Origin of the sequence: Pantoea sp. PNT03, assembly GCF_014852515.1 — a bacterium.
Classification (GTDB): Bacteria; Pseudomonadota; Gammaproteobacteria; order Enterobacterales; family Enterobacteriaceae; genus Pantoea; species Pantoea leporis.
Genome location: NZ_JACVBT010000001.1, coordinates 189,896 through 210,523, shown reverse-complemented (window position 1 = coordinate 210,523; position 20,628 = coordinate 189,896). Strand labels below are relative to the sequence as shown.

19 protein-coding genes and 6 tRNA genes are annotated in these 20,628 nt (G+C 53.8%); 15 read left to right on the top strand and 10 right to left on the bottom strand.

The genetic code is table 11. The features are described 5' to 3' along the window. Positions 1-2: 2 nt before the first annotated feature. Positions 3-593, top strand: coding sequence for a cysteine dioxygenase (locus IB226_RS01005; RefSeq protein ID WP_192233097.1), 591 nt, complete (start codon positions 3-5; stop codon positions 591-593). Then, positions 586-2,202 carry a rhodanese homology domain-containing protein gene (locus tag IB226_RS01000; protein ID WP_192233094.1) on the top strand — a complete coding sequence of 539 codons (1,617 nt, stop codon included), beginning with the start codon at positions 586-588 and terminating at the stop codon, positions 2,200-2,202. The genes IB226_RS01005 and IB226_RS01000 overlap by 8 nt, the downstream gene beginning before the upstream one ends. A 125-nt stretch (positions 2,203-2,327) precedes the next feature. Here IB226_RS01000 and IB226_RS00995 read toward each other — a convergent pair. Both IB226_RS00995 and IB226_RS00990 read right to left on the bottom strand, forming a co-directional pair. After that, positions 2,328-2,403 (bottom strand) — tRNA-Ala (locus IB226_RS00995). A 42-nt stretch (positions 2,404-2,445) separates the two neighbouring features. Beyond that, positions 2,446-2,521: transfer RNA gene (locus tag IB226_RS00990), tRNA-Ala, on the bottom strand. 361 nt (positions 2,522-2,882) lie between these two features. Between IB226_RS00990 and IB226_RS00985 the strand changes: the two genes are divergently transcribed. Together IB226_RS00985 and IB226_RS00980 are read left to right on the top strand one after the other, a co-directional pair. Beyond that, positions 2,883-3,671 carry a formate/nitrite transporter family protein gene (locus IB226_RS00985; RefSeq protein ID WP_101763587.1) on the top strand — a complete coding sequence of 263 codons (789 nt, stop codon included), beginning with the start codon at positions 2,883-2,885 and terminating at the stop codon, positions 3,669-3,671. A 111-nt stretch (positions 3,672-3,782) separates the two neighbouring features. Beyond that, complete coding sequence (locus IB226_RS00980) at positions 3,783-4,136, top strand: YfeC-like transcriptional regulator (protein WP_110866524.1); 354 nt, start codon at positions 3,783-3,785, stop codon at positions 4,134-4,136. 35 nt (positions 4,137-4,171) lie between these two features. On the opposite strand, the gene gltX is transcribed toward IB226_RS00980, so the two are convergent. Then, the gene (gene gltX / locus IB226_RS00975) at positions 4,172-5,593 is read right to left on the bottom strand and encodes a glutamate--tRNA ligase (RefSeq protein ID WP_101763585.1); all 1,422 of its coding nucleotides are present in this window, start codon (positions 5,591-5,593) and stop codon (positions 4,172-4,174) included. Positions 5,594-5,865: 272 nt separating this feature from the next. Between gltX and IB226_RS00970 the strand changes: the two genes are divergently transcribed. The 5 genes from IB226_RS00970 to IB226_RS00950 all read left to right on the top strand — a co-directional run bounded on the left by IB226_RS00970 (position 5,866) and on the right by IB226_RS00950 (position 6,754). Continuing rightward, a tRNA-Val gene (locus IB226_RS00970) sits at positions 5,866-5,941 on the top strand. A 49-nt stretch (positions 5,942-5,990) separates the two neighbouring features. Then, positions 5,991-6,066 (top strand) — tRNA-Val (locus IB226_RS00965). A 41-nt stretch (positions 6,067-6,107) separates the two neighbouring features. Beyond that, positions 6,108-6,183 (top strand) — tRNA-Val (locus IB226_RS00960). Between the two features lie 4 nt (positions 6,184-6,187). After that, a tRNA-Lys gene (locus tag IB226_RS00955) sits at positions 6,188-6,263 on the top strand. A gap of 161 nt (positions 6,264-6,424) precedes the next feature. After that, complete coding sequence (locus tag IB226_RS00950; protein ID WP_101763584.1) at positions 6,425-6,754, top strand: FlxA-like family protein; 330 nt, start codon at positions 6,425-6,427, stop codon at positions 6,752-6,754. Here the strand turns inward: IB226_RS00950 and IB226_RS00945 are convergent. Further along, positions 6,751-7,671: a LysR family transcriptional regulator gene (locus IB226_RS00945; RefSeq protein WP_101763583.1), complete on the bottom strand. Its 921-nt coding sequence runs from the start codon at positions 7,669-7,671 to the stop codon at positions 6,751-6,753. The genes IB226_RS00950 and IB226_RS00945 overlap by 4 nt on opposite strands. A 102-nt stretch (positions 7,672-7,773) precedes the next feature. On the opposite strand from IB226_RS00945, the gene IB226_RS00940 reads away from it, so the two are divergent. Beyond that, on the top strand, positions 7,774-8,775 hold the full coding sequence (locus IB226_RS00940; protein ID WP_101763582.1) for a bile acid:sodium symporter family protein: 1,002 nt from the start codon (positions 7,774-7,776) through the stop codon (positions 8,773-8,775). A 31-nt stretch (positions 8,776-8,806) separates the two neighbouring features. Here IB226_RS00940 and IB226_RS00935 read toward each other — a convergent pair whose 3' ends face one another. The 3 genes from IB226_RS00935 to zipA form a co-directional block, all read right to left on the bottom strand. Beyond that, a complete protein-coding gene (locus IB226_RS00935) occupies positions 8,807-9,025 on the bottom strand; it encodes a DUF3820 family protein (protein ID WP_101763581.1) in 219 nt (72 codons plus the stop codon). 1 nt (position 9,026) lies between these two features. Then, positions 9,027-11,045: an NAD-dependent DNA ligase LigA gene (gene ligA / locus IB226_RS00930; RefSeq protein ID WP_192233093.1), complete on the bottom strand. Its 2,019-nt coding sequence runs from the start codon at positions 11,043-11,045 to the stop codon at positions 9,027-9,029. Between the two features lie 68 nt (positions 11,046-11,113). After that, positions 11,114-12,091, bottom strand: a complete 978-nt coding sequence (gene zipA, locus IB226_RS00925) for a cell division protein ZipA (protein WP_137386242.1) — start codon at positions 12,089-12,091, stop codon at positions 11,114-11,116. Between the two features lie 217 nt (positions 12,092-12,308). Between zipA and cysZ the strand changes: the two genes are divergently transcribed. The 5 genes from cysZ (at position 12,309) to crr (ending at position 17,255) form a co-directional block, all read left to right on the top strand. Then, a complete protein-coding gene (cysZ, locus tag IB226_RS00920; protein WP_192233090.1) occupies positions 12,309-13,067 on the top strand; it encodes a sulfate transporter CysZ in 759 nt (252 codons plus the stop codon). Positions 13,068-13,207: 140 nt separating this feature from the next. After that, entirely contained in the window at positions 13,208-14,179 is a 972-nt protein-coding gene (gene cysK, locus IB226_RS00915; protein ID WP_192233088.1) for a cysteine synthase A, read from the top strand. 388 nt (positions 14,180-14,567) lie between these two features. Beyond that, complete coding sequence (gene ptsH / locus IB226_RS00910; protein WP_101763576.1) at positions 14,568-14,825, top strand: phosphocarrier protein Hpr; 258 nt, start codon at positions 14,568-14,570, stop codon at positions 14,823-14,825. Positions 14,826-14,982: 157 nt separating this feature from the next. Then, positions 14,983-16,710 carry a phosphoenolpyruvate-protein phosphotransferase PtsI gene (gene ptsI, locus IB226_RS00905; protein WP_110866519.1) on the top strand — a complete coding sequence of 576 codons (1,728 nt, stop codon included), beginning with the start codon at positions 14,983-14,985 and terminating at the stop codon, positions 16,708-16,710. 41 nt (positions 16,711-16,751) lie between these two features. Then, complete coding sequence (gene crr / locus IB226_RS00900; RefSeq protein ID WP_008107804.1) at positions 16,752-17,255, top strand: PTS glucose transporter subunit IIA; 504 nt, start codon at positions 16,752-16,754, stop codon at positions 17,253-17,255. Between the two features lie 228 nt (positions 17,256-17,483). On the opposite strand, the gene IB226_RS00895 is transcribed toward crr, so the two are convergent. From IB226_RS00895 to cysM, 3 genes are all read right to left on the bottom strand, one after another. Continuing rightward, complete coding sequence (locus IB226_RS00895; RefSeq protein WP_101763574.1) at positions 17,484-18,845, bottom strand: ATP-binding protein; 1,362 nt, start codon at positions 18,843-18,845, stop codon at positions 17,484-17,486. Then, the gene (locus IB226_RS00890) at positions 18,842-19,522 is read right to left on the bottom strand and encodes a response regulator transcription factor (protein WP_008107810.1); all 681 of its coding nucleotides are present in this window, start codon (positions 19,520-19,522) and stop codon (positions 18,842-18,844) included. The genes IB226_RS00895 and IB226_RS00890 overlap by 4 nt, the downstream gene beginning before the upstream one ends. Positions 19,523-19,698: 176 nt before the next feature. Next, the gene (gene cysM / locus IB226_RS00885; protein WP_110866517.1) at positions 19,699-20,580 is read right to left on the bottom strand and encodes a cysteine synthase CysM; all 882 of its coding nucleotides are present in this window, start codon (positions 20,578-20,580) and stop codon (positions 19,699-19,701) included. Between the last annotated feature and the right edge of the window lie 48 nt (positions 20,581-20,628).

Sequence of the window (20,628 nt, the reverse complement as noted above, 5' to 3'; positions counted from 1 at the left end):
TTATGAGCCAGTATCAGCACCAGCGCCTGCGTGATTTTGTCGCCAATCTTGCCAACTTGCTGGATGCGCAGCCGGAGGAGGCCACGGTGTTGCAGCGTGGCAGCACGTGGCTTGGCGAGTTGATTCGCCACGACGACTGGCTGGACGACGCCTTTACCCAACCTCATCCCGAACACTATCAACAATATTTGTTGTATGCCGATGCGCAGCAACGCTTTTCGGTGGTGAGTTTCGTCTGGGGGCCAGGCCAGCAAACGCCGATTCACGACCATCGCGTATGGGGACTGATTGGCATGCTGCGCGGCGCAGAGATTTCACAATCCTGGCAGCCGGGGCCAAACGGATTGCAGCCGGAAGGCGCGCCAGTCCGACTCGATCCCGGCCGCGTTGAAGCGGTGTCGCCGACGGTAGGCGATATTCATCGCGTCAGCAACGCCTATGACGACCGCGTCTCCATCAGCATTCACGTTTATGGCGCCAACATTGGCGCGGTCAAACGCGCGGTCTACCGCGAAGACGGCAGTGAAAAAACGTTTATCTCCGGTTACAGCAACCGTTACTTACCGAACATTTGGGACCTTTCACATGACTAAACCGGTTTTCCCTTTACGCCAGGCGGCGGAAATTATTGAGGCCCTGCGTCAGCAGCAGGAAGTGGCGATTGTCGATGTGCGCGATGAAGCGCTGTTTGCCACCGCGCATCCGTTGTTTGCGGTGAATATTCCACTGTCAAAACTGGAGCTTGAGCTGCTGGACCGCATTCCGCAGCGCACCACCGCGATCACGCTGTATGACGGTAACGAAGGCCTGGCGCAAACCGCTGCCGAACGGATTGCCACGCTGGGTTACAGCAATGTCGCGCTGCTGGCAGATGATTTGGCCGGCTGGCAAGCGGCAGGCGGCGAACTGTTTATCGACGTGAATTCACCCAGCAAAGCCTTTGGCGAGCTGGTTGAGCATCACAATCACACACCTTCTTTATCTGCGGACGAGGTGCATCAGCTGATTAACAGCGATGCTAACGTGGTGGTGCTCGATGCGCGTCGTTTCGATGAATATCAAACCATGAGTATTCCAGGCGCCACCAGTGTGCCGGGCGGTGAACTGGTGCTGCGCGTACGTGACATCGCGCCATCGCCGGAGACCACGGTGATAGTGAACTGCGCCGGCCGCACGCGCAGTATCATTGGTACGCAATCGCTGGTGAACGCCGGGATTCGCAATCCGGTGTTCGCACTGCGTAATGGTACCATCGGCTGGACGCTGGCCGGGCATGCGCTGGATAAAGGCCAGTCGCGCCGCTACGGCGAGGCCAGCGAAACCGCACAGTATCAGGCGGCGAACAATGCGCGCATCATCGCCGATCGCGCCGGTGTGGAACGTATCCCACTCGCCACGCTGAAACGCTGGCAGCAGGAGACGCGCACCACTTATCTGTTTGATGTGCGTGATGCCGACGAATACGCCGCCGGGCATCTGCCTGGCAGCCGCCATGTACCGGGAGGTCAACTGGTGCAGGAGACCGATCATTACGCCAGTGTACGCGGTGCGCGCATTGTGCTAATTGATGATGACGGCGTGCGCGCCAATATGACCGCATCCTGGCTGGCGCAGCTTGGCTGGCAGGTTTCGGTGCTGGAGGAGCTGCAGGCCAGTGATTTCAGTGAACGCGGTAACTGGAAAGCGCAGGTGCCGCCCGTCGCTCAACCCGAATTCATCTCACCGCAGCAGTTAGCGGAATGGCTGCAGGAAGGACAAACGCAGGTACTGGATTTCACCACGCGCGCGAACCATCTCCACAGCCATATTCCGGGCGCGGCCTGGTTGCTGCGCTCTACCCTGCAGCAGCAAGGCAAAGCGTTGTTGCCGGAGGCACGTCGCTATGTTCTGACCTGCGGCAGCAGCCTGCTAGCGGGTTATGCGGTGCAACAAGTGGCTGAGCTGACCGGCAAGCCGGTGTTTGTGCTGGAGGGCGGTAACGCTGCCTGGCGCGAAGCGGGTTTGCCAACGGAGCAAGGAGAGCAGCAACTGTTGTCCCCGGCCATTGATCGCTATCGCCGTCCATATGAAGGCACCGATATTGAAGCGGGCGTGATGCAGGCGTATCTGGACTGGGAATACGGTTTAGTGGCGCAGCTGGATCGCGATGGCACGCACGGTTTCCGGGTGCTGCAATTGCAGCCGCAGGCTGTTACGGCCTGAGGATAATTTGCATGGTGAGTGATGAGGTCGCCAAAATGGCGGCCCTTCAAACGACAAAATCGCAGTTTACTGCGTCGCGTTTAAGAAGGTGATTTTTTTGAATGTGTTCAGAAAGAACAGAGATTTGGTGGAGATAAGCGGGATCGAACCGCTGACCTCTTGCATGCCATGCAAGCGCTCTCCCAGCTGAGCTATACCCCCACATCTGGAAATCATTTTTCGGTCAAACCGTTGGGAGCGGTTTGGTGGAGATAAGCGGGATCGAACCGCTGACCTCTTGCATGCCATGCAAGCGCTCTCCCAGCTGAGCTATACCCCCGAACCGAAAAACTGCCGAGTAAACTCGACGGACGGGATAATATGAAACCGCCCCTTGAGTGTCAACGTCAAATTCTCGTTCTGTGTTTGATCGCTGAAAAAGGCGTCAACCCCGCGTCAGCATGGTTTTTTTTCAACACGCCATCCCGCTGCGCGACTATTTATATGCACCATCCGGCAATGCTTCCCCACTCCAACCTCAACCCAGCGTTAACTTTAGGTTAAAGATGTTAGAAGCAGTCTTGTTTTCGTTAAAAGTGCGTGTAAAACTTAGCGCGCTAATTAACCGGTCATCCTACCAGGGTGTTCTCTCAATGACCGGCCAGCAACGTCCCCATTAATCCATAAAAGAAAAGTGAACTATGTCGCTGCATACACCTAAAGAGATCGCCCAACTGGCGATTCAAGCTGGCGTGGCTAAAAGCCGCCTGCCTATCTCCACCTTGTTGATTCTTGGCTTTATGGCCGGTGCGTTTATCGCCACTGGCTTCCTGCTCGATCTGCATGTCATTAACCAACTGCCTGCTGAATGGGGTTCATTCGGCGTGCTACTCGGCGCTGCGGTGTTCCCGGTCGGGTTGATCATGACGGTACTGGCGGGCGGCGAGCTGCTGACCGGCAATATGATGACGATGCCCATCGCCTGGTTCGCTCGTCGCATCAGTGGCTTCAGCGTTCTGCGTAACTGGTTTTGGGTTACCCTCGCCAATTTCATTGGCAGCGTTGCGGTTGCATGGTTCTTTGGTCACATGCTGGGCATGACCGAAGGCGATTACCTGAAAAAAACCGTGGCGATTGCGCACGCAAAAGTGAATGCCGATTTCCTGCACGCCTTTATTTCCGGCGTGGGCTGCAACTGGCTGGTGTGTCTGGCGGTGTGGCTCGCCTTCGCCAGTAAAGATGTGGTAGGTAAAATTTTCGGTATGTGGTTCCCGGTGATGGCGTTCGTGGCGATTGGCTTCCAGCACGTCGTCGCAAACATGTTTATTGTTCCGGCAGCAATTTTTGCCGGGCAGATGAGCTGGGCGGAATTTGCGCCAAACGTGATCGCGGTGTTCCTCGGTAACGGCGTGGGCGGTGCAATTTTTGTTGGCCTCACCTATTTCATCGCTTTCCGTCCGGAACAACCCGCAGTGAGCCAGGCGCAATAACCTAATTTTGCCTTTTGTTGGAGAGCAGAAGGCATTTTCTGTTCAGGTTACTTTTCCCCGTTACGTTTTGTTGTAATATGTAGAACTAATGTATTTAACAGGGACAGCATCGTGAAAAAGGAATGGCTTACCCCCGAGGAGCTCGCGCAGGAAACGGGCTACAGTCGGCAAACGGTGAATAAATGGATCAAGCGTGAAAACTGGACAACCACGCCAAAGCCCGGTGTTCAGGGCGGTAAAGCGCGATTGATCCATATAGATGAGCGCGTAAAGAGCTTTGTTCAATCCACCCGCCACGCGAACGAACCGGCGGCTAATTACGGTGCACAACAAAATACGTTACCTGCGTTATTAATAAATTCTGTCCAGCAAATGACGGCAGCGGAGCAAGAGCAATTTGCGGCGTTGTTGTTGCGGGAGGGAATTCGAGGCGTACTGGAACGTCTGGGGATTCAGGAAGAATAAATAAGCCGGAAGCAGATGCTTCCGGCTTTTTCATATTATGCGTTTGCTTCGCGCTCCGCGATGAATGCCAGCGCTTTTTCGATTCGCGCAACGCTGCGGCTGCGACCAATCGCTTCCACCGTCACATCCAGCGCCGGTGACTGACCAGAACCGGTCACCGCTACACGCAGTGGCATACCGACTTTGCCCATCCCCAGCTCCAGCTCATCTGCCGCAGACTGAATTGCATGATGCACATTCTCTGCGTTCCAGTTGCTGTCGCTGATTGCAGCCAGTTTGTCGCGCACTACTTCCAGCGGCTGACGCGCGACCGGACGCAGATGCTTCTTCGCCGCGTCAGCATCAAAGGCTTCAAACTCTTCATAAAAGTAACGGCAAGATGCCGCGATCTCTACCAGGGTTTTGCAACGCTCGCCCAGCAAGGTAACCAGCTTTGCCAGCTCCGGACCGGTGCGGGTATCAATCTTCTGCTGCTCAATATGCCATTGCAGCTGCGTAGCAACGTACTCCGGCGGCAGCGTATTAATGTAGTGATGATTCAGCCACTGCAGTTTTTCAGTATTGAAAGCACTGGCCGACTTACTCACGGCATCCAGAGTGAACAGCTCTGCCATTTCCGGCACGCTGAAAATCTCCTGATCGCCATGTGACCAGCCAAGACGTACCAGATAGTTGAGCAGCGCTTCCGGCAAATAACCGTCATCACGATACTGCATCACGCCAACAGCGCCATGACGCTTGGACAACTTCTTACTGTCATCGCCGAGGATCATTGATACGTGCGCGTAGGTTGGCACTTCTGCACCGATCGCTTTCAGGATATTGATCTGGCGTGGCGTGTTGTTGATATGGTCTTCACCACGAATCACGTGAGTGATGCCCATATCCCAGTCATCCACCACCACACAGAAGTTATAGGTGGGTGAACCGTCGGTACGGCGAATGATCAGGTCATCCAGTTCCTGATTGCTGAATTCAATCGGACCACGAATCTGATCGTCAAAGATGACAGAACCGTCCTGCGGGTTGCGGAAGCGCACCACGCACGGCTCATCAGCGGCGTGATGTTCATGGCTGTCGCGGCAGCGGCCGTCATAACGCGGCTTTTCGCCTTTTTCCATCTGCTCTTCACGCAGCGCATCGAGACGTTCTTTACTGCAGTAGCATTTATAGGCCGTGCCCGCTTCCAGCATGTCGTCGATCACCGCGTTGTAGCGATCAAAACGCTTGGTCTGATAATACGGACCTTCATCCCAGTTAAGGCTCAGCCAGTTCATACCATCCATGATGGCTTCAATGGCTTCCGGTGTGGAACGCTCCAGATCGGTATCTTCGATACGCAGAACGAATTCGCCTTTGTTATGGCGAGCATAAAGCCAGGAGTAAAGAGCAGTACGAGCACCGCCTACGTGCAGATAGCCCGTTGGGCTGGGTGCGAAGCGAGTTTTGATTTTCATTCAGCATTGCCTTAAATGCGCAGGTTTCATTGTCTGGATGACAAAAAACGGGTTAACGCGAAAAAACAGTGCGCACATTCTAGCAGGTGAGGCTGATTCCTCAATGATTGTCGCGGTGGCATCCCGGTTTGCTGTGCGCTTTTCTGCTAATAAAACCAGCACATTGGCGAAAAGCACCCCACGATGATTATTTTTAAAGCGAACGCACATTTAAGTTTTAAAAACCGTTGACTCACTTTGAAGGATCCCTATAATGCGACTCCACACAGCGGGGGTGATTAGCTCAGTTGGTAGAGCATCTCCCTTACAAGGAGGGGGTCGGCGGTTCGAGCCCGTCATCACCCACCACTCTTTAGAAGGTTTAAAGATGGCCCGCAGTGAACAAGAGATAAGATATGGGTGATTAGCTCAGTTGGTAGAGCATCTCCCTTACAAGGAGGGGGTCGGCGGTTCGAGCCCGTCATCACCCACCATATCTTAGTCAGATGACACTCTTGTTAAGCAGTACCGAAGTGGGTGATTAGCTCAGTTGGTAGAGCATCTCCCTTACAAGGAGGGGGTCGGCGGTTCGAGCCCGTCATCACCCACCACTTCGGGTCGTTAGCTCAGTTGGTAGAGCAGTTGACTTTTAATCAATTGGTCGCAGGTTCGAATCCTGCACGACCCACCAATGTAGAAAGGCGCCCTAAAGGCGCCTTTTTGCTATGCGTTAAATCTGTGGTTAATGCGCTAAATCCCAACGAACCCTTTTCGCAAGTTTAACACTCCCTGCCCTCAAGCCTCCTTATACTCTAACCGATAACGATAATGGTCTATTGCAAGGAGAAAACCATGTCTATATCCAGCGTAGGTAGTGTCAGCACCGCAAGTAGCGGCGGCGGTTCTACCTCAGAAATCGCCAGCCTCTATAAACAGATTCAATCCATCACTAAGCAGCTGAAAGATCTTTCCAGCGACGATACGCTCACCGATGAGCAAAAGTCTGAACAGGAGCAGATGCTGCAATCACAGATTCAAATGATCGAAGCGCAAATCGCGCAAATTGAGCAGCAGCAAGCTGAGAAAGCGCAACAGAAACAGGAAGCACAGCAACCTGCGGCCACCAAAGCTGATGGTATTAACCGCCCAACTGATACCAATCAAATCAACGTGTACGTTTAAAACGCCGGCTTTAGCATGCGTTGTTGCGTCAGCAGGGCTGCCTGCTGGCGCACTTCCTGCCAGATCGCTTCTGCGGCGGGTGTCAGCGAGCGGTTTTTGCGCTTTATCAGCATCAGGCTGCGATTAATTTCCGGATAAAGACGCCGCACCGTGAGTTTGCGTCCTGACGGCAACGGCAAGGCCAGCGCAGGCAGAATGCTGATGCCAATTCCCGCTTCCACCATCGGATAAAGCGTAGCGGGATGACCGATTTCCTGCACCACATGCACACTCAACGCCAGCTGTTGCAGCGCGGCATCAACTAACACGCGACTGCCGGAAGCATAATCCTGTAGCACCATATTGCGTCCGGCCAGCATCGACCATTGCGCCTGTTCAATTTGCGCCAGCTCGTCATCTTCATGACACAGCAGTAAAAAAGGCTCCTGCAGAATCTCTTCGCTGTCGAAATCAGTGTCGTTGAGCGGGCCAATTACAATGCCAAAATCAACCTCCGCATTGCGTACGCTTTGCAGCACCCATTGCTGTACGCGGTCATGCAGGATGACGCGGATATCCGGATAGCGCTGCTGGCTGCTGGCCAGGCACTGCGGCATCAGATGGGCAGAAGGCGTTTGGCTGGCGGCAACACGCACCGTGCCGCTGCGCTGTTCGCCATAGCTGCGCACATCCAACACGGTGGTATTGAGGTCGTCCAGCAGACGGTTAAGCCGTGTGGCCAGCTGCTGCCCCGCCTCGGTCAGCATTACTTCCCGCGTAGTGCGATCGAGTAAGCGCACGCCCATTTCCGCTTCCAGCTCTTTAATGCTATGGCTGACCGCCGATTGACTTAAACCAATCGCTTGTCCGGCCAGACTGAAGCTGCCGTGATGCGCCACCGCGACAAAGGTGCGCAACTGACGTAAGGTGTAATTCATCAATATCTCTCATAGATTGATGCAATAAATCAATTTTATTTCTAAACCCAGCAGGCGCACAATCAGCACCATCATTTTTCTAAATTTAACCGGATTTTAACAATGGGATTTTTACGCCTCGATCCGATGATGATTAAACTCATCATTACCGTGCTGCTGGCCAGCTTTATTCCTGCCAAAGGCGTCTTTGTCGATATCTTCGAATATCTGACCACCGCCGCCATCGCCCTGCTGTTCTTTATGCATGGCGCCAAACTGTCGCGCGAGAAGATCATTGCCGGCAGCAGCCACTGGCGTTTGCACTTGTGGATTATGTGCAGCACCTTTGTGATTTTCCCGATTATTGGTTTGCTGATTGTCTGGTGGCATCCGGTTAACGTCAGCCCGGAGATTTACACCGGCTTTATCTATCTGTGTATTCTGCCAGCGACCGTGCAATCCTCAATCGCCTTCACCTCAATGGCGGGCGGCAACGTCGCCGCTGCGGTCTGTGCAGCTTCAGCCTCCAGCCTGCTCGGCGTATTTGTCTCGCCGCTGCTGGTGAATCTGGTGATGAATGTGCATAGCGAAATGCCGGGCAACGGTCTGGAGCAGATTGGCAAAATTATGCTGCAACTGCTGGTGCCGTTTGTTTTAGGACATCTGTCGCGTCGCTGGATTGGCGCGTGGGTCGAGAAGCATCGCAGCCTGATTGGTAAAACCGACCAAACCTCGATTCTGCTGGTGGTTTACTCCGCCTTCAGTGAAGCGGTGGTGAACGGCATTTGGCATCGCGTGGGCGTGGATACCTTGCTGTGGATTCTGGTTGGCAGCGTGCTGGTGCTGTTTATCGCACTGGCGATTAACCTGGCGGCATCGCGCCTGTTTGGCTTCAGCCGTGCGGACGAGATTGTGGTGCTGTTCTGTGGCTCGAAAAAGAGTCTGGCGAACGGTGTCCCGATGGCCAACATCCTGTTCCCGGCCAGTTCCGTGGGGATTATCGTGCTGCCGCTGATGATCTTCCATCAGGTGCAGTTAATGGTGTGTTCTTTCATTGCCCAGCGCTATAAAGCCGGCAATGAAAAACGGCTGGCGCAGCAGCAAGTAGAAGCGCAGAAGTCCTAAATACCACGGCCCGCAAAAGCGGGCCGTTTTGTTATTCATTGCGCTTGAGTGGTTTGATTAAACCTTCCAGCCCTTCGATCTTGATGGTCAGCGTCAGCTGCATCAATTCGCCTAACTTACCGGCCGGGAATTCATCTTTGCGAGCGAACCACAGCAAATACTCCTCCGGCACATCAATCAGCGCTCTGCCCTTGTACTTGCCGAACGGCATCACGGTATTGGCGATTTCAACCAGTTGCTGTTTATCCACATTACGCTCCGAGCAGGCGAATCATTTCCGCTTCGTCGATCACCGGAATGCCGAGCTCTTGCGCTTTCGCCAGCTTGGAACCGGCCGCTTCCCCCGCAATCAGCAAATCGGTTTTCTTCGACACGCTACCGCTCACTTTAGCGCCCAACGCTACCAGACGCTCTTTGGCATCATCGCGATTCATCTGCGACAGAGAGCCGGTCAGTACCACGGTTTTACCGGCAAATGGACTATCAATTTCTTCGACATTGACCACTTCAACCTGCGGCCAGTGCACGCCAATCTCTTCAGTAAGATCGCGAATAACGGCGCGGTTGCTCTCTTCATCCATAAAGTTACGCACATGCGTCGCCACCACTTTGCCGACATCTTGTACTTCAATCAGCGCATCGAGATCGGCGTTCATCACCTTTTCCAGCTCGCCAAAGTGATTGGCAAGGTTGGCGGCAGTGGCTTCGCCCACTTCGCGAATACCCAGCGCATAGAGGAAACGTGCCAGCGTGGTGGATTTGGCCTTTTCCAGCGCATCAACCACGTTCTGAGCCGATTTAGGGCCCATGCGATCGAGTCCGGTTAGCTTACCGGCAGTAAGGCGGAACAGATCGGCTGGCGTTAAGACGTACTCTTTCTCCACCAACTGATCGATGATCTTATCGCCCATGCCATCGACATCCATCGCACGACGCGAAACGAAGTGTTTAAGTGCTTCTTTACGCTGCGCGCCACAAATCAGGCCGCCGGTGCAGCGCGTCACAACTTCACCTTCCACGCGTTCAACGTCTGAACCGCACACCGGGCAATGACCTGGGAAGACGATTTCACGCGTCTCTGCCGGGCGCTCCGATTCCACCACGTTGACCACTTGCGGAATCACGTCACCGGCGCGGCGAATCACCACCTTGTCGCCAATGCGCAAACCCAGTCGGGCAATTTCATCGGCGTTGTGCAGCGTGGCATTACTTACCACAACCCCCGCAACCTGAACCGGCTCCAGACGCGCGACGGGCGTAATCGCGCCGGTGCGGCCCACCTGGAATTCGACATCGCGCACGAACGTCATCTGTTCCTGCGCCGGGAATTTAAAGGCTACAGCCCAGCGCGGCGCTCGCGCCACAAAGCCGAGCTGCTCCTGCAGCGCCTGCGAATCGACCTTGATAACCACGCCATCGATATCGAAGCCGAGCGACGGGCGCTCCTGCTCAACCTGACGATAAAACGCCAGCACCTCATCGGCGCTGTGTGCCAGGCGAATACGATCGGTGACTGGCAATCCCCACGCCTTAAACTGTTGCAGACGTTGCCAATGGCTGGCAGGCATTTCACCGCCTTCCAGCAGACCAAAACCGTAGCAGAAGAAGGTCAGTGGACGTTTAGCGGTGATGCGTGGATCGAGCTGGCGCAGTGAACCGGCTGCGGCGTTGCGTGGGTTAGCAAAGACTTTCGCGCCGATGCGACGCGCTTCTTCATTCAGCTTTTCAAAACCGCTTTCGGTGATAAACACTTCGCCACGCACTTCAACGCGTGCGGGGATGTTATCGCCATGCAGACGCAGCGGAATGGCGTGAATTGTGCGCACGTTCGCCGTGATGTTCTCGCCGGTGGTACCATCTCCGCGCGTCGCCGCACGCACCAGCAGGCCATCTTCATACAGCAAGCTCACGGCTAGACCATCCAGCTTGAGCTCGCAGCAGTAAGTCAATTCGTCAGTGCTTTTAAGGCGATCCTGCACGCGTTTATTAAAGGCAAGGAAGCCCGCTTCATCAAAGGTGTTGTCCAGCGATAACATCGGCACTTCATGACGCACTTGCTCAAAAGCCGCCAGCGGTGCCGCACCCACGCGTTGGGTGGGTGAATCAGGGGTGATCAAATCAGGATGTGCGCTTTCCAGCTCGCGCAGCTGAACCATCAATCGGTCATACTCTGCATCCGGAATTTCCGGCGTATCCATCACGTGGTAGAGATATTCGTGGTGACGTAACGTGGTGCGCAGCGCGGTGATCTGCTCCTGAACCGATTTCATAGTCTCTTATCCGATAAAAAACCCCCGACAGGCGGGGGTTATACTTGTTTTGACTCAGCTAGCGGCGATTAACCGATAACTTCGCGAATACGCGTTTTGTAGGTTTCCAGCTTCTGCGGCGTCATCATGCGACGCTCATCATCCAGCACCACGCCGCCTACATCATCAGCGATACGCTGCGCGGATTGCAGCATCAGCTTGAAGTTCTGATTCGCATCGCCGTACGACGGCACCATCATGAAGATCGAGACGCCAGGCGTTGAGAAATTCCCCATTTGATCCGGATCGAATGAACCCGGCTTCACCATGTTCGCCAGGCTAAACAGCACCGGACCGCTGCCGGCTGGGCTAAGATGGCGATGGAAAATGTTCATCTCACCAAACTGGAATCCGGCCTGCAGGATGCCCTGCAACAGCGCTTCACCGTTCAGTTCGCCGCCCGCATGTGCAGCGACGTGCAGCACTAATACGGCCTCTTTTTTACTGCCAGGCGCAGCAGCCGCTGGCTGTGGCGCTTCTGGTTGATGTGCAACTGGCGCTTCAGGTTCGAATTCTGGCTCTTCTGCGGCGAGGAATTCAGGTGCAGGTTGAGTCGCGGAAAGCGGTTCGTTATCCAGCAATGGATCGGCCTGAATTGGTTGTGGTGCAGGCGCTGGCGCTGGCTTCGCCACTGGCGCTTGCGGCGCAGCCGGCTTACGCACGTCTGGCTCGTTATCCAGCAGCGGATCGCCTAATAATGGGTCAGCCTGACGTGATGCCGGTTGACGTACAGGTTCAGGCGCACGCGGCGCGCTCGCTGGACGTGCAGTGAATTCAGGTTCTTCATCCGCATCACGAGGACGACGTACACGGACTTCGCCGACGCCATCATCTTCTTCGCTCAGCAGATCTTCATCGGCTTCTTCGCGCTGTTTCAGACGTTTGTGCGGGCGATCACGAAACACGGAGGAGCGCTCTTTACGGCTGGTCCACAGTCCATGAAGTAGCAGCGCTATTATGGCGATCGCGCCAACAACGATTAATATCAGACGCAAATCCTGCATCATTGTATTCTCTGTTGTTCCAATACCTTGCCACCACGGCAAACTTTATCCTCTAACTGTATTTGCCCAGCTAAACAAGTGCAAGTCTGTGCAGTATTTTCTGACAAATTAGATAGCTGCCCCACGCTTTTTTGCTGTTTTTTCGCGCAAACACTGCCTGAAGCCGATAAAAAGCCAGGTTATGATGGTCGCGCCGCTATATTTAGGAGAAAGGCTCGCTATGCCCGCAGGAAATTCGGTCTCAACATTTAATGGTGTTCACTACTTCGCTGAAGGATGGAAACTGGTGCGCCTGCCCGGCATTCGTCGCTATGTCATCATGCCGCTACTGATCAACATCGTGCTACTTGGCGGTGCCTTTATCTGGTTGTTTCAGCGCTTGGGGCAGTGGATCCCGGCTTTAATGTCACATATCCCTGACTGGCTGCAGTGGCTGAGTTATCTGCTATGGCCGCTCTCAGTGATTTCGATTGTGTTGGTATTCAGTTACTTCTTTTCGACTCTGGCAAATCTGATTGCCGCGCCCTTCTGTGGCTTGCTCGCCGAGCAGCTTGAAGGGCGATTGACCGGAACGCCATTACCAGATAGCGGTTGGGTGGGCCTGATAAAAGACATACCGCGCATCATGAAGCGAGAGTTTCAGAAGCTCGCCTACTATTTGCCGCGTGCGCTTGGTTTGCTGTTGCTGCACTTTATCCCCGGCTTTGGACAAACGGTGGCGCCCGTTCTATGGTTTTTATTCAGTGCGTGGATGTTGTCCGTGCAGTATTGCGACTACCCATTTGATAACCACAAAGTGAGTTTCCAGCAGATGCGCCAGGCGTTGCGCCAGCACAAAAGCGCAAATATGCAATTTGGTGCGCTGGTTAGCCTGTTCACCATGATCCCGATTATCAATCTGGCGATTCTGCCGGTTGCGGTATGCGGTGCAACGGCCATGTGGGTGGATCGTTATCATGCACAACATGCACGCCGCTAAAGCTTTAAATCGTCTTATGCATTTTTGCGTGAGGCTTATGGTTGTGCGCTATATAGATATGCGATTTCTTTCCTTCCGCACATCATTAGAAAAGGTATGCTCTGAGGGTTCCCAATATTTCATACAGTTAAGGACGAGCTATGAGTAAGATCTATGAAGACAACTCTCTGACAATTGGTCATACGCCGCTGGTTCGACTGAACCGCATCGGTAACGGCCGCATTCTGGCTAAGGTCGAGTCGCGCAACCCGAGCTTCAGCATCAAATGCCGTATCGGTGCCAATATGATTTGGGACGCGGAAAAACGCGGTATTTTGAAGCCGGGCGTTGAACTGGTTGAACCAACCAGCGGTAACACCGGTATTGCGCTGGCTTACGTCGCCGCAGCGCGCGGTTACAAGCTGACGCTAACCATGCCAGAAACCATGTCAATTGAGCGCCGCAAGCTGCTGAAAGCGCTGGGAGCTAACCTGGTGCTAACCGAAGGTCCTAAAGGCATGAAAGGTGCCATCGCGAAGGCGGAAGAGATTGTCGCCAGCGATCCGGACAAATATGTGCTGTTGCAGCAGTTCAGCAACCCAGCCAACCCGGAAATCCACGAAAAAACCACCGGTCCAGAAATTTGGGAAGACACCGACGGCGAAGTGGACGTGTTTATTGCGGGCGTGGGCACCGGCGGTACGCTGACAGGCGTGAGCCGCTACATCAAGAATACCAAAGGCAAGACCGAGTTGATTACCGTTGCCGTTGAGCCAACAGATTCACCGGTTATTGCTCAGGCACTGGCGGGCGAAGAGATCAAACCAGGCCCACATAAAATTCAGGGCATCGGTGCCGGCTTCATTCCTGGCAACCTTGATCTGGAATTGATCGACCGCGTAGTGGCGATCACCAATGAAGAAGCCATTAGCACCGCCCGTAAGCTGATGGAAGAAGAAGGTATTTTAGCAGGTATCTCTTCAGGTGCTGCCGTTGCTGCCGCGCTGAAGCTGCAAGAAGATGAAGCCTTCGCCAACAAGAACATCGTGGTGATTCTGCCCTCCTCCGGCGAACGTTATTTAAGTACCGCGCTGTTTGCCGATCTCTTCACAGAGAAAGAACTCCATCAGTGATGCTTAAAGTCTGAAACTGACGAAAAAAGCACCCGAATGGGTGCTTTTTTGTGGTACAGATCTCACTTTTATCACCAGACAGATTGCTTTCAGTGATGCGGCTCTGGTATTTAAGCTTCCAATTATTTCGGTGCCTGAAATTAATCTGCCTTTGAAGTGGATCAAGCTGAATCGATTTACTGATTTGGCGAAACGGCGAATCACGGCATAATGAGAAGAGTGACGCATTCGTGCAGTTTTTGATCTGTCACTGTTAATGACGTACTCATTCGAGCGCATTTTATGGTGAGCTTAAAGCCATACCAGCGCACCTACACAGGCTAAAGTTACGGCTCCAGGCTAGACTTTAGATCCATAACACCAAACCTGATAAAGTTGGGGAAATAGAATGTTCCAGCAAGAAGTTACCATTACCGCACCTAACGGCCTTCATACTCGTCCTGCAGCCCAGTTCGTCAAAGAAGCAAAGGCTTTTAAGTCAGAAATCAATGTGACCTCTAATGGCAAATCTGCCAGCGCGAAAAGCCTGTTCAAACTGCAGACTTTGGGTCTGACTCAAGGTACGGTTGTTACGCTGTCTGCTGAAGGTGAAGACGAGCAGCAAGCGGTTGAGCACCTGGTCAAGCTGATGGCTGAGCTGGAGTAACCGGCTCAGTTCGCAACTAAACCGACCCCTTTGCCCCATTGAGTGCAAATATCTTGATCGCGGACAATCTGTCCGCGTTATTGCATCTTTAGAGTACTGCTCCGCGACAGTGGCGACGCATCGGGTCAATGAGCCATCGTGATTAAAAGGTAGGGTTATGATTTCAGGCATTTTAGCATCACCGGGTATCGCTTTCGGCAACGCACTTTTGCTGAAGGAAGATGAGATCGTCATCAGCCGTAAAAAAATTACTGACGATCAGGTTGAGCAGGAAGTTCAGCGCTTCCTCGATGGACGCAGCAAAGCTGCTTCACAGCTCGAAGCCATTCGCATTAAAGCCGGTGAAACCTTCGGTGAAGAGAAAGCGGCGATCTTTGAAGGTCACATCATGCTGCTCGAAGACGAAGAGCTTGAGCAGGAAATCATCGACCTCATCAAGAAAGACCATGCTACCGCGGACGCCGCTGCTCACACCGTGATTGAAGGCCAGGCCGTTGCACTGGAAGAGCTGGATGACGAATACCTGAAAGAGCGTGCGGCTGACGTACGTGATATTGGTAAGCGTCTGCTGCAGAACATTCTCGGTCTGCACATTGTCGACCTGAGTGCGATTGCTGACGAATCTATTCTGGTGGCGAAAGATTTAACGCCGTCAGAAACCGCACAGCTGAACCTGAAAAAGGTGCTGGGCTTTATTACCGATCTGGGTGGGCGTACATCTCACACCTCGATCATGGCGCGTTCGCTTGAGCTGCCTGCGATTGTCGGCACCGGCAACGTGACTGCCACCGTGAAAAACGGTGATTTCCTGATCATTGATGGCGTGAACAACAAAATTTACGTCAATCCAACTGATGACGTGCAGGAAGAACTGAAAGCAATTCAGACTCAATATCTGTCTGAAAAGCATGAACTGGCGAAACTGAAAGATCTGCCAGCCATTACGCTGGACGGCCATCAGGTTGAAGTCTGCGCTAACATCGGTACCGTGCGCGATGTCGCCGGTGCAGAGCGCAACGGCGCGGAAGGTGTTGGCCTGTATCGTACCGAGTTCCTGTTTATGGACCGTGATTCACTGCCAACCGAAGAAGAACAATTTCAGGCGTATAAAGCCGTGGCTGAAGCCGTGGGTTCGCAGGCGGTTATCGTGCGTACCATGGACATCGGCGGCGACAAAGATCTGCCTTACATGAACCTGCCGAAAGAAGATAACCCGTTCCTCGGCTGGCGCGCGATTCGTATCGCCATGGACCGTAAAGAGATTCTGCATGCGCAGCTGCGCGCGATTCTGCGTGCATCCTCATTCGGTAAACTGCGCATCATGTTCCCAATGATCATTTCAGTAGAAGAAGTTCGCATTCTGAAAGGCGAACTGGAGCTGTTGAAAGCGCAACTGCGTGAAGAAGGCAAATCCTTTGATGAGACCATCGAAGTCGGCATCATGGTTGAAACGCCAGCATCCGCAGTGATTGCTCGCCATCTGGCGAAAGAAGTCGACTTCTTTAGTATTGGGACAAATGACCTGACGCAGTATACTCTGGCGGTCGATCGTGGTAATGATTTGATTTCACACCTCTATAACCCAATGACGCCATCTGTACTTGGCCTCATTAAGCAAGTGATCGACGCATCACATGCCGAAGGGAAATGGACCGGCATGTGTGGTGAGCTGGCTGGTGATGAACGTGCTACACTACTGTTACTGGGAATGGGGCTGGACGAATTCAGCATGAGCGCCATTTCAATCCCAAGCATCAAGAAAATCATTCGTAATACTAATTTCGAAGATGCGAAGGCATTGGCGGAGCAGGCTCTGGATCAACCAACAGCGGATGATTTGATGAATTTGGTCAACAAGTTCATTAAAGAAAAAACGCTCTGCTGATCCACGGACGCTAGCCTCAAATTACTGCTTAGGAGAAGATCATGGGTTTGTTTTCTAAACTTTTTGGCGAAAAATCAGAGAGCGCGTCAGGCACTATTGATATCGTTGCGCCTCTGTCAGGCGAAATCGTAAATATCGAAGACGTACCTGATGTGGTATTCGCTGAGAAAATCGTGGGTGACGGTATCGCAATCAAACCAACCGGCAACAAAATGGTTGCACCGGTTGATGGTACTATCGGCAAGATTTTCGAAACTAACCACGCATTTTCAATCGAGTCTGATAACGGTATCGAACTGTTTGTTCACTTCGGTATCGACACGGTTGAGCTCAAAGGTGAAGGTTTCAAACGCATCGCTGAAGAAGGCCAGAAGGTTAAGAAAGGCGACGTGGTGATCGAGTTTGATCTGGCACTGCTGGAAGAGAAAGCGAAATCCACGCTGACGCCGGTTGTAATCTCGAACATGGACGAGATTAAAGACCTGATCAAACTCTCCGGTCAGGTAACTGTGGGCGAGACTCCGGTTATCCGCATTAAAAAGTAAGCTTCGGCTGATTCGTGAGAATTGCAAAACGGCACCCAATGGGTGCCGTTTTTTGTTTCAGTCTGCCCTACTCTTGCATCTTTCAACGCGCACAATGCGGGAAGAGGTCGGGACGACGGGGCAGAGGAGTAAAGCGTCTCGCGCCAGGGAAGGCGCGAGCCGAGGCCAAGGGACGGTTTATGCCGTCTTTATGATCTGCCCCATTGTCCTGACCGACTGCACTAAGCCTTATTCCTGTTTCCAGCGCGGTAACCTTAACGTTAACTCCAGACCACCTTCCGGGCGATTTACCGCCTGAACTTCACCGTGATGCGCCAGAATCACCTTACGCACAATCGATAGCCCCAAGCCATAACCTTTGCCCATCAGTGGAGAATTCACGCGGACAAAAGGATCGAAGATGCTTGAGAGCTTTTCATCATCCACGCCCGGCCCTTGATCGCGCACGCTAATTGCCAGCCACTGATTTTCCGCCTGCAGCCGCACATTGATGTGCTGCCCTTTGTGCGAGAAACGCAGCGCATTGCGCAGCACATTCTCCACACCACGACGAATCAGTTCCGCATTGCCGTGAACGGTGTAATCCGCATTCTCATCCACCTGAAAATCGACAATCACGCCGGGAATCTGCGCTTCGTAGCGCACATCGGTCACCACCGCATGCAGCAGGCCGGTAAGGTCGAAATATTGTTCCCCAGGCATACTTTCGTGCTCAGCGCGCGAAAGCGTCAGCAGCTCGCCAATCATCTTGTCGAGGCGTCGGGCTTCCTCATCAATGCGATTGAGCGAGGATTCGACGGATTCCGGCGTCTGCCGCGCCAGGCCGGTCGCCAGCTGCAAGCGCGCCAGCGGTGAACGCAGCTCGTGGGAGATATCATGCAGCAGCTCCTCACGTGCTTTCACCAGCGTATCGAGGCGCTCAACCATCGCATCAAAATCCTGCGCAACGTTCGAGAGCTCATCATGGCGTTTACGCATCACCGGATAGAGCCGTACCGACAAATCACCGCTGGAGACGCGCGCAAAGCCCTCACGCAGCTGCCGCATTGGTCGCGTCAGGTTCCACGCCAGCAGCAGGCTAAACAGCAGCCCCAATGCGCCAGCGAAGGTAAACATCGGTTCGGGGATATTCAGGATGCGGCGCGGGCGGCCGCCGCCCATTGAGCTGTCTTCGCGCAGACCTTTAACGTCGTAACGCAGCTCGTACTGTTTGCCATCCTGCCCTTTTACCCAGCGCACAATCACATCAGGAAACGGTCCCTGAAAGGGTTCGTTGATGCTTTCTGGCGGCGCATTGTTGGGCGTCGCAGCGGGCTTTTCGTGCTGGATCACCGAGAAGAATTGCCGATCGTTCGGTTCCCAGTCGGCCATCATGTCATCAAGCGAGCTGGGACCACCGCGCTCCAGCACTGAAACCGCTGACGCCATTTGCAGATTAACGATACGCCGAATCGCCACCAGCTCTGGCGGCTCATGTCGATTACCGGAGAGCGTAAAGCCAAGCCACAACAGTTGGCTGATGATGACAAACACAATCCAGAAGCCCAGCAAAATTTTCCAGAACATGCGGCCGCGATAGCTGTGTTTCATCGAATGCGATAACCAATACTGCGCACAGTTTCAATGTTGACGCTGTCGGCGGTTAAGGCAGCCAGCTTTTGACGGATGTTGCTGATATGCACATCAACGCTACGATCGTAAGCTTCGCGCGGACGGCCAAGGCCTTTTTCCGACAGCTCATCTTTCGACACCACGCGATCCGGCGCACGCAGCAGCAAATCCAGCAAGTTAAACTCTGAAGCCGTCAGATCGAACGCTTTGCCCTGCCATTCGGTGATACGCGTGGCGGGATTGAGGCTGAGATCGCCCCAGCGTAGCAGCTCTTTCTTATCCGGCAGCGGAGTCTGATCTTCAAAGCGACGCAGCACGGCGCGCAGACGGGCCACCAGTTCACGCGGATAGCACGGTTTCGGCATGTAATCATCCGCACCCATTTCCAGGCCGATCACCCGATCAATATTGTCGCCTTTCGCCGTCAGCATAATTACCGGTAATCGGCTGTTCTGCCGCACCTGGCGCAGCACATCGATGCCGCTCATATCAGGCAGCATGATGTCGAGAATCATTGCGGTATAGTTGCCCGATAACGCGCCCTCCACACCGGCGCTACCGGTTAAAACCAGTTGTGTTTCAAAACCTTCAGCAATCAGGTATTGGCTCAACATGGTGCCAAGTTCTACATCATCATCAACCAGCAGAATTTTCATCGTTATCTCTCGTGTAAATTGCCGCTATTTTGTCCTGAGTCCACAACGAACGCAGCCGGTTTTACGCGATCCTTACGTTGCTTACGTCAGACGATTATTACGAAGACTATAGACAAAAATGGCCTGGACGTACCATCACAGTACGCGCAGGCCAAATCATCGGTGGGAAATTGGGATCAGTGGAAAACGCCGGTTGAGAGATAGCGGTCGCCGCGATCGCACACAATCGCCACCACCACGCTGCCAGGCTGCGCCGTGGCGATACGCAATGCGCCGGCCACCGCGCCGCCAGAGCTGACGCCACAGAAAATCCCTTCACGCTGCGCCAGCGCGCGCATGGTCTCTTCCGCCTCGCGCTGCGCCATATCTATTACCTCATCCACTAACTCCGGACGGAAAATGCCAGGCAAATAGGCTTCAGGCCAGCGACGTATACCGGGAATGCTGCTGCCCTCTTGTGGCTGCAGGCCAATTATCTGCACCGCTGGCGCGAACTCTTTAAGGTAACGCCCAACGCCGGTAATGGTGCCGGTGGTGCCCATGCTGGAGACAAAATGCGTCATGCGGCCAGCGCTTTGCTGCCAGATTTCCGGGCCCGTGGTGAGATAGTGGCCCAGCGGATTATCGGGATTGTTGAACTGATCCAGCACGCGTCCTTCGCCGCGATCGGCCATCGCCTGCGCCAAATCGCGTGCCCCTTCCATGCCCTGCTCGCGCGATACCAGCAGCAATTCAGCGCCGTAGGCGCGCATCGCATCCTGGCGCTCCTGGCTCATGTTATCGGGCATCAACAGGCGCAGCTTGTAGCCCTTCATCGCGGCGATCATCGCCAGCGCAATGCCGGTATTGCCGCTGGTGGCTTCAATTAAGGTATCGCCCGGTTTGATGTCACCGCGCAACTCCGCCTGATGAATCATCGACCAGGCCGCACGGTCTTTGACGGAACCGGCTGGATTGTTGCCTTCCAGCTTTAGCCAGATCTCGCTGCCGTTATCAGGCGTCAGGCGCTGCAACTTTATCAACGGCGTATTGCCGATGGTATTTTCCAGTGTGGTCACGGTTTAATTCCAGACGAAAGAGGGGCAAATAAAACTGGCGGGAAAGTC

Excerpts from the sequence above, each read along its gene's own strand:
- IB226_RS01000 (WP_192233094.1), top strand. The coding sequence starts at position 586 with ATGACTAAACCGGTTTTCCCTTTACGCCAGGCGGCGGAAATTATTGAG.
- IB226_RS00890 (WP_008107810.1), bottom strand. The coding sequence starts at position 19,522 with ATGAAAATTCTGCTGGTTGATGATGATGTAGAACTTGGCACCATGTTG.
- IB226_RS00985 (WP_101763587.1), top strand. The coding sequence starts at position 2,883 with ATGTCGCTGCATACACCTAAAGAGATCGCCCAACTGGCGATTCAAGCT.
- ligA (WP_192233093.1), bottom strand. The coding sequence starts at position 11,045 with ATGAAATCGGTTCAGGAGCAGATCACCGCGCTGCGCACCACGTTACGT.
- crr (WP_008107804.1), top strand. The coding sequence starts at position 16,752 with ATGGGTTTGTTTTCTAAACTTTTTGGCGAAAAATCAGAGAGCGCGTCA.
- gltX (WP_101763585.1), bottom strand. The coding sequence starts at position 5,593 with ATGAAAATCAAAACTCGCTTCGCACCCAGCCCAACGGGCTATCTGCAC.
- ptsI (WP_110866519.1), top strand. The coding sequence starts at position 14,983 with ATGATTTCAGGCATTTTAGCATCACCGGGTATCGCTTTCGGCAACGCA.
- cysZ (WP_192233090.1), top strand. The coding sequence starts at position 12,309 with ATGCCCGCAGGAAATTCGGTCTCAACATTTAATGGTGTTCACTACTTC.
- IB226_RS00950 (WP_101763584.1), top strand. The coding sequence starts at position 6,425 with ATGTCTATATCCAGCGTAGGTAGTGTCAGCACCGCAAGTAGCGGCGGC.
- IB226_RS01005 (WP_192233097.1), top strand. The coding sequence starts at position 3 with ATGAGCCAGTATCAGCACCAGCGCCTGCGTGATTTTGTCGCCAATCTT.
- IB226_RS00945 (WP_101763583.1), bottom strand. The coding sequence starts at position 7,671 with ATGAATTACACCTTACGTCAGTTGCGCACCTTTGTCGCGGTGGCGCAT.
- IB226_RS00895 (WP_101763574.1), bottom strand. The coding sequence starts at position 18,845 with ATGAAACACAGCTATCGCGGCCGCATGTTCTGGAAAATTTTGCTGGGC.
- ptsH (WP_101763576.1), top strand. The coding sequence starts at position 14,568 with ATGTTCCAGCAAGAAGTTACCATTACCGCACCTAACGGCCTTCATACT.
- zipA (WP_137386242.1), bottom strand. The coding sequence starts at position 12,091 with ATGATGCAGGATTTGCGTCTGATATTAATCGTTGTTGGCGCGATCGCC.
- IB226_RS00940 (WP_101763582.1), top strand. The coding sequence starts at position 7,774 with ATGGGATTTTTACGCCTCGATCCGATGATGATTAAACTCATCATTACC.
- cysK (WP_192233088.1), top strand. The coding sequence starts at position 13,208 with ATGAGTAAGATCTATGAAGACAACTCTCTGACAATTGGTCATACGCCG.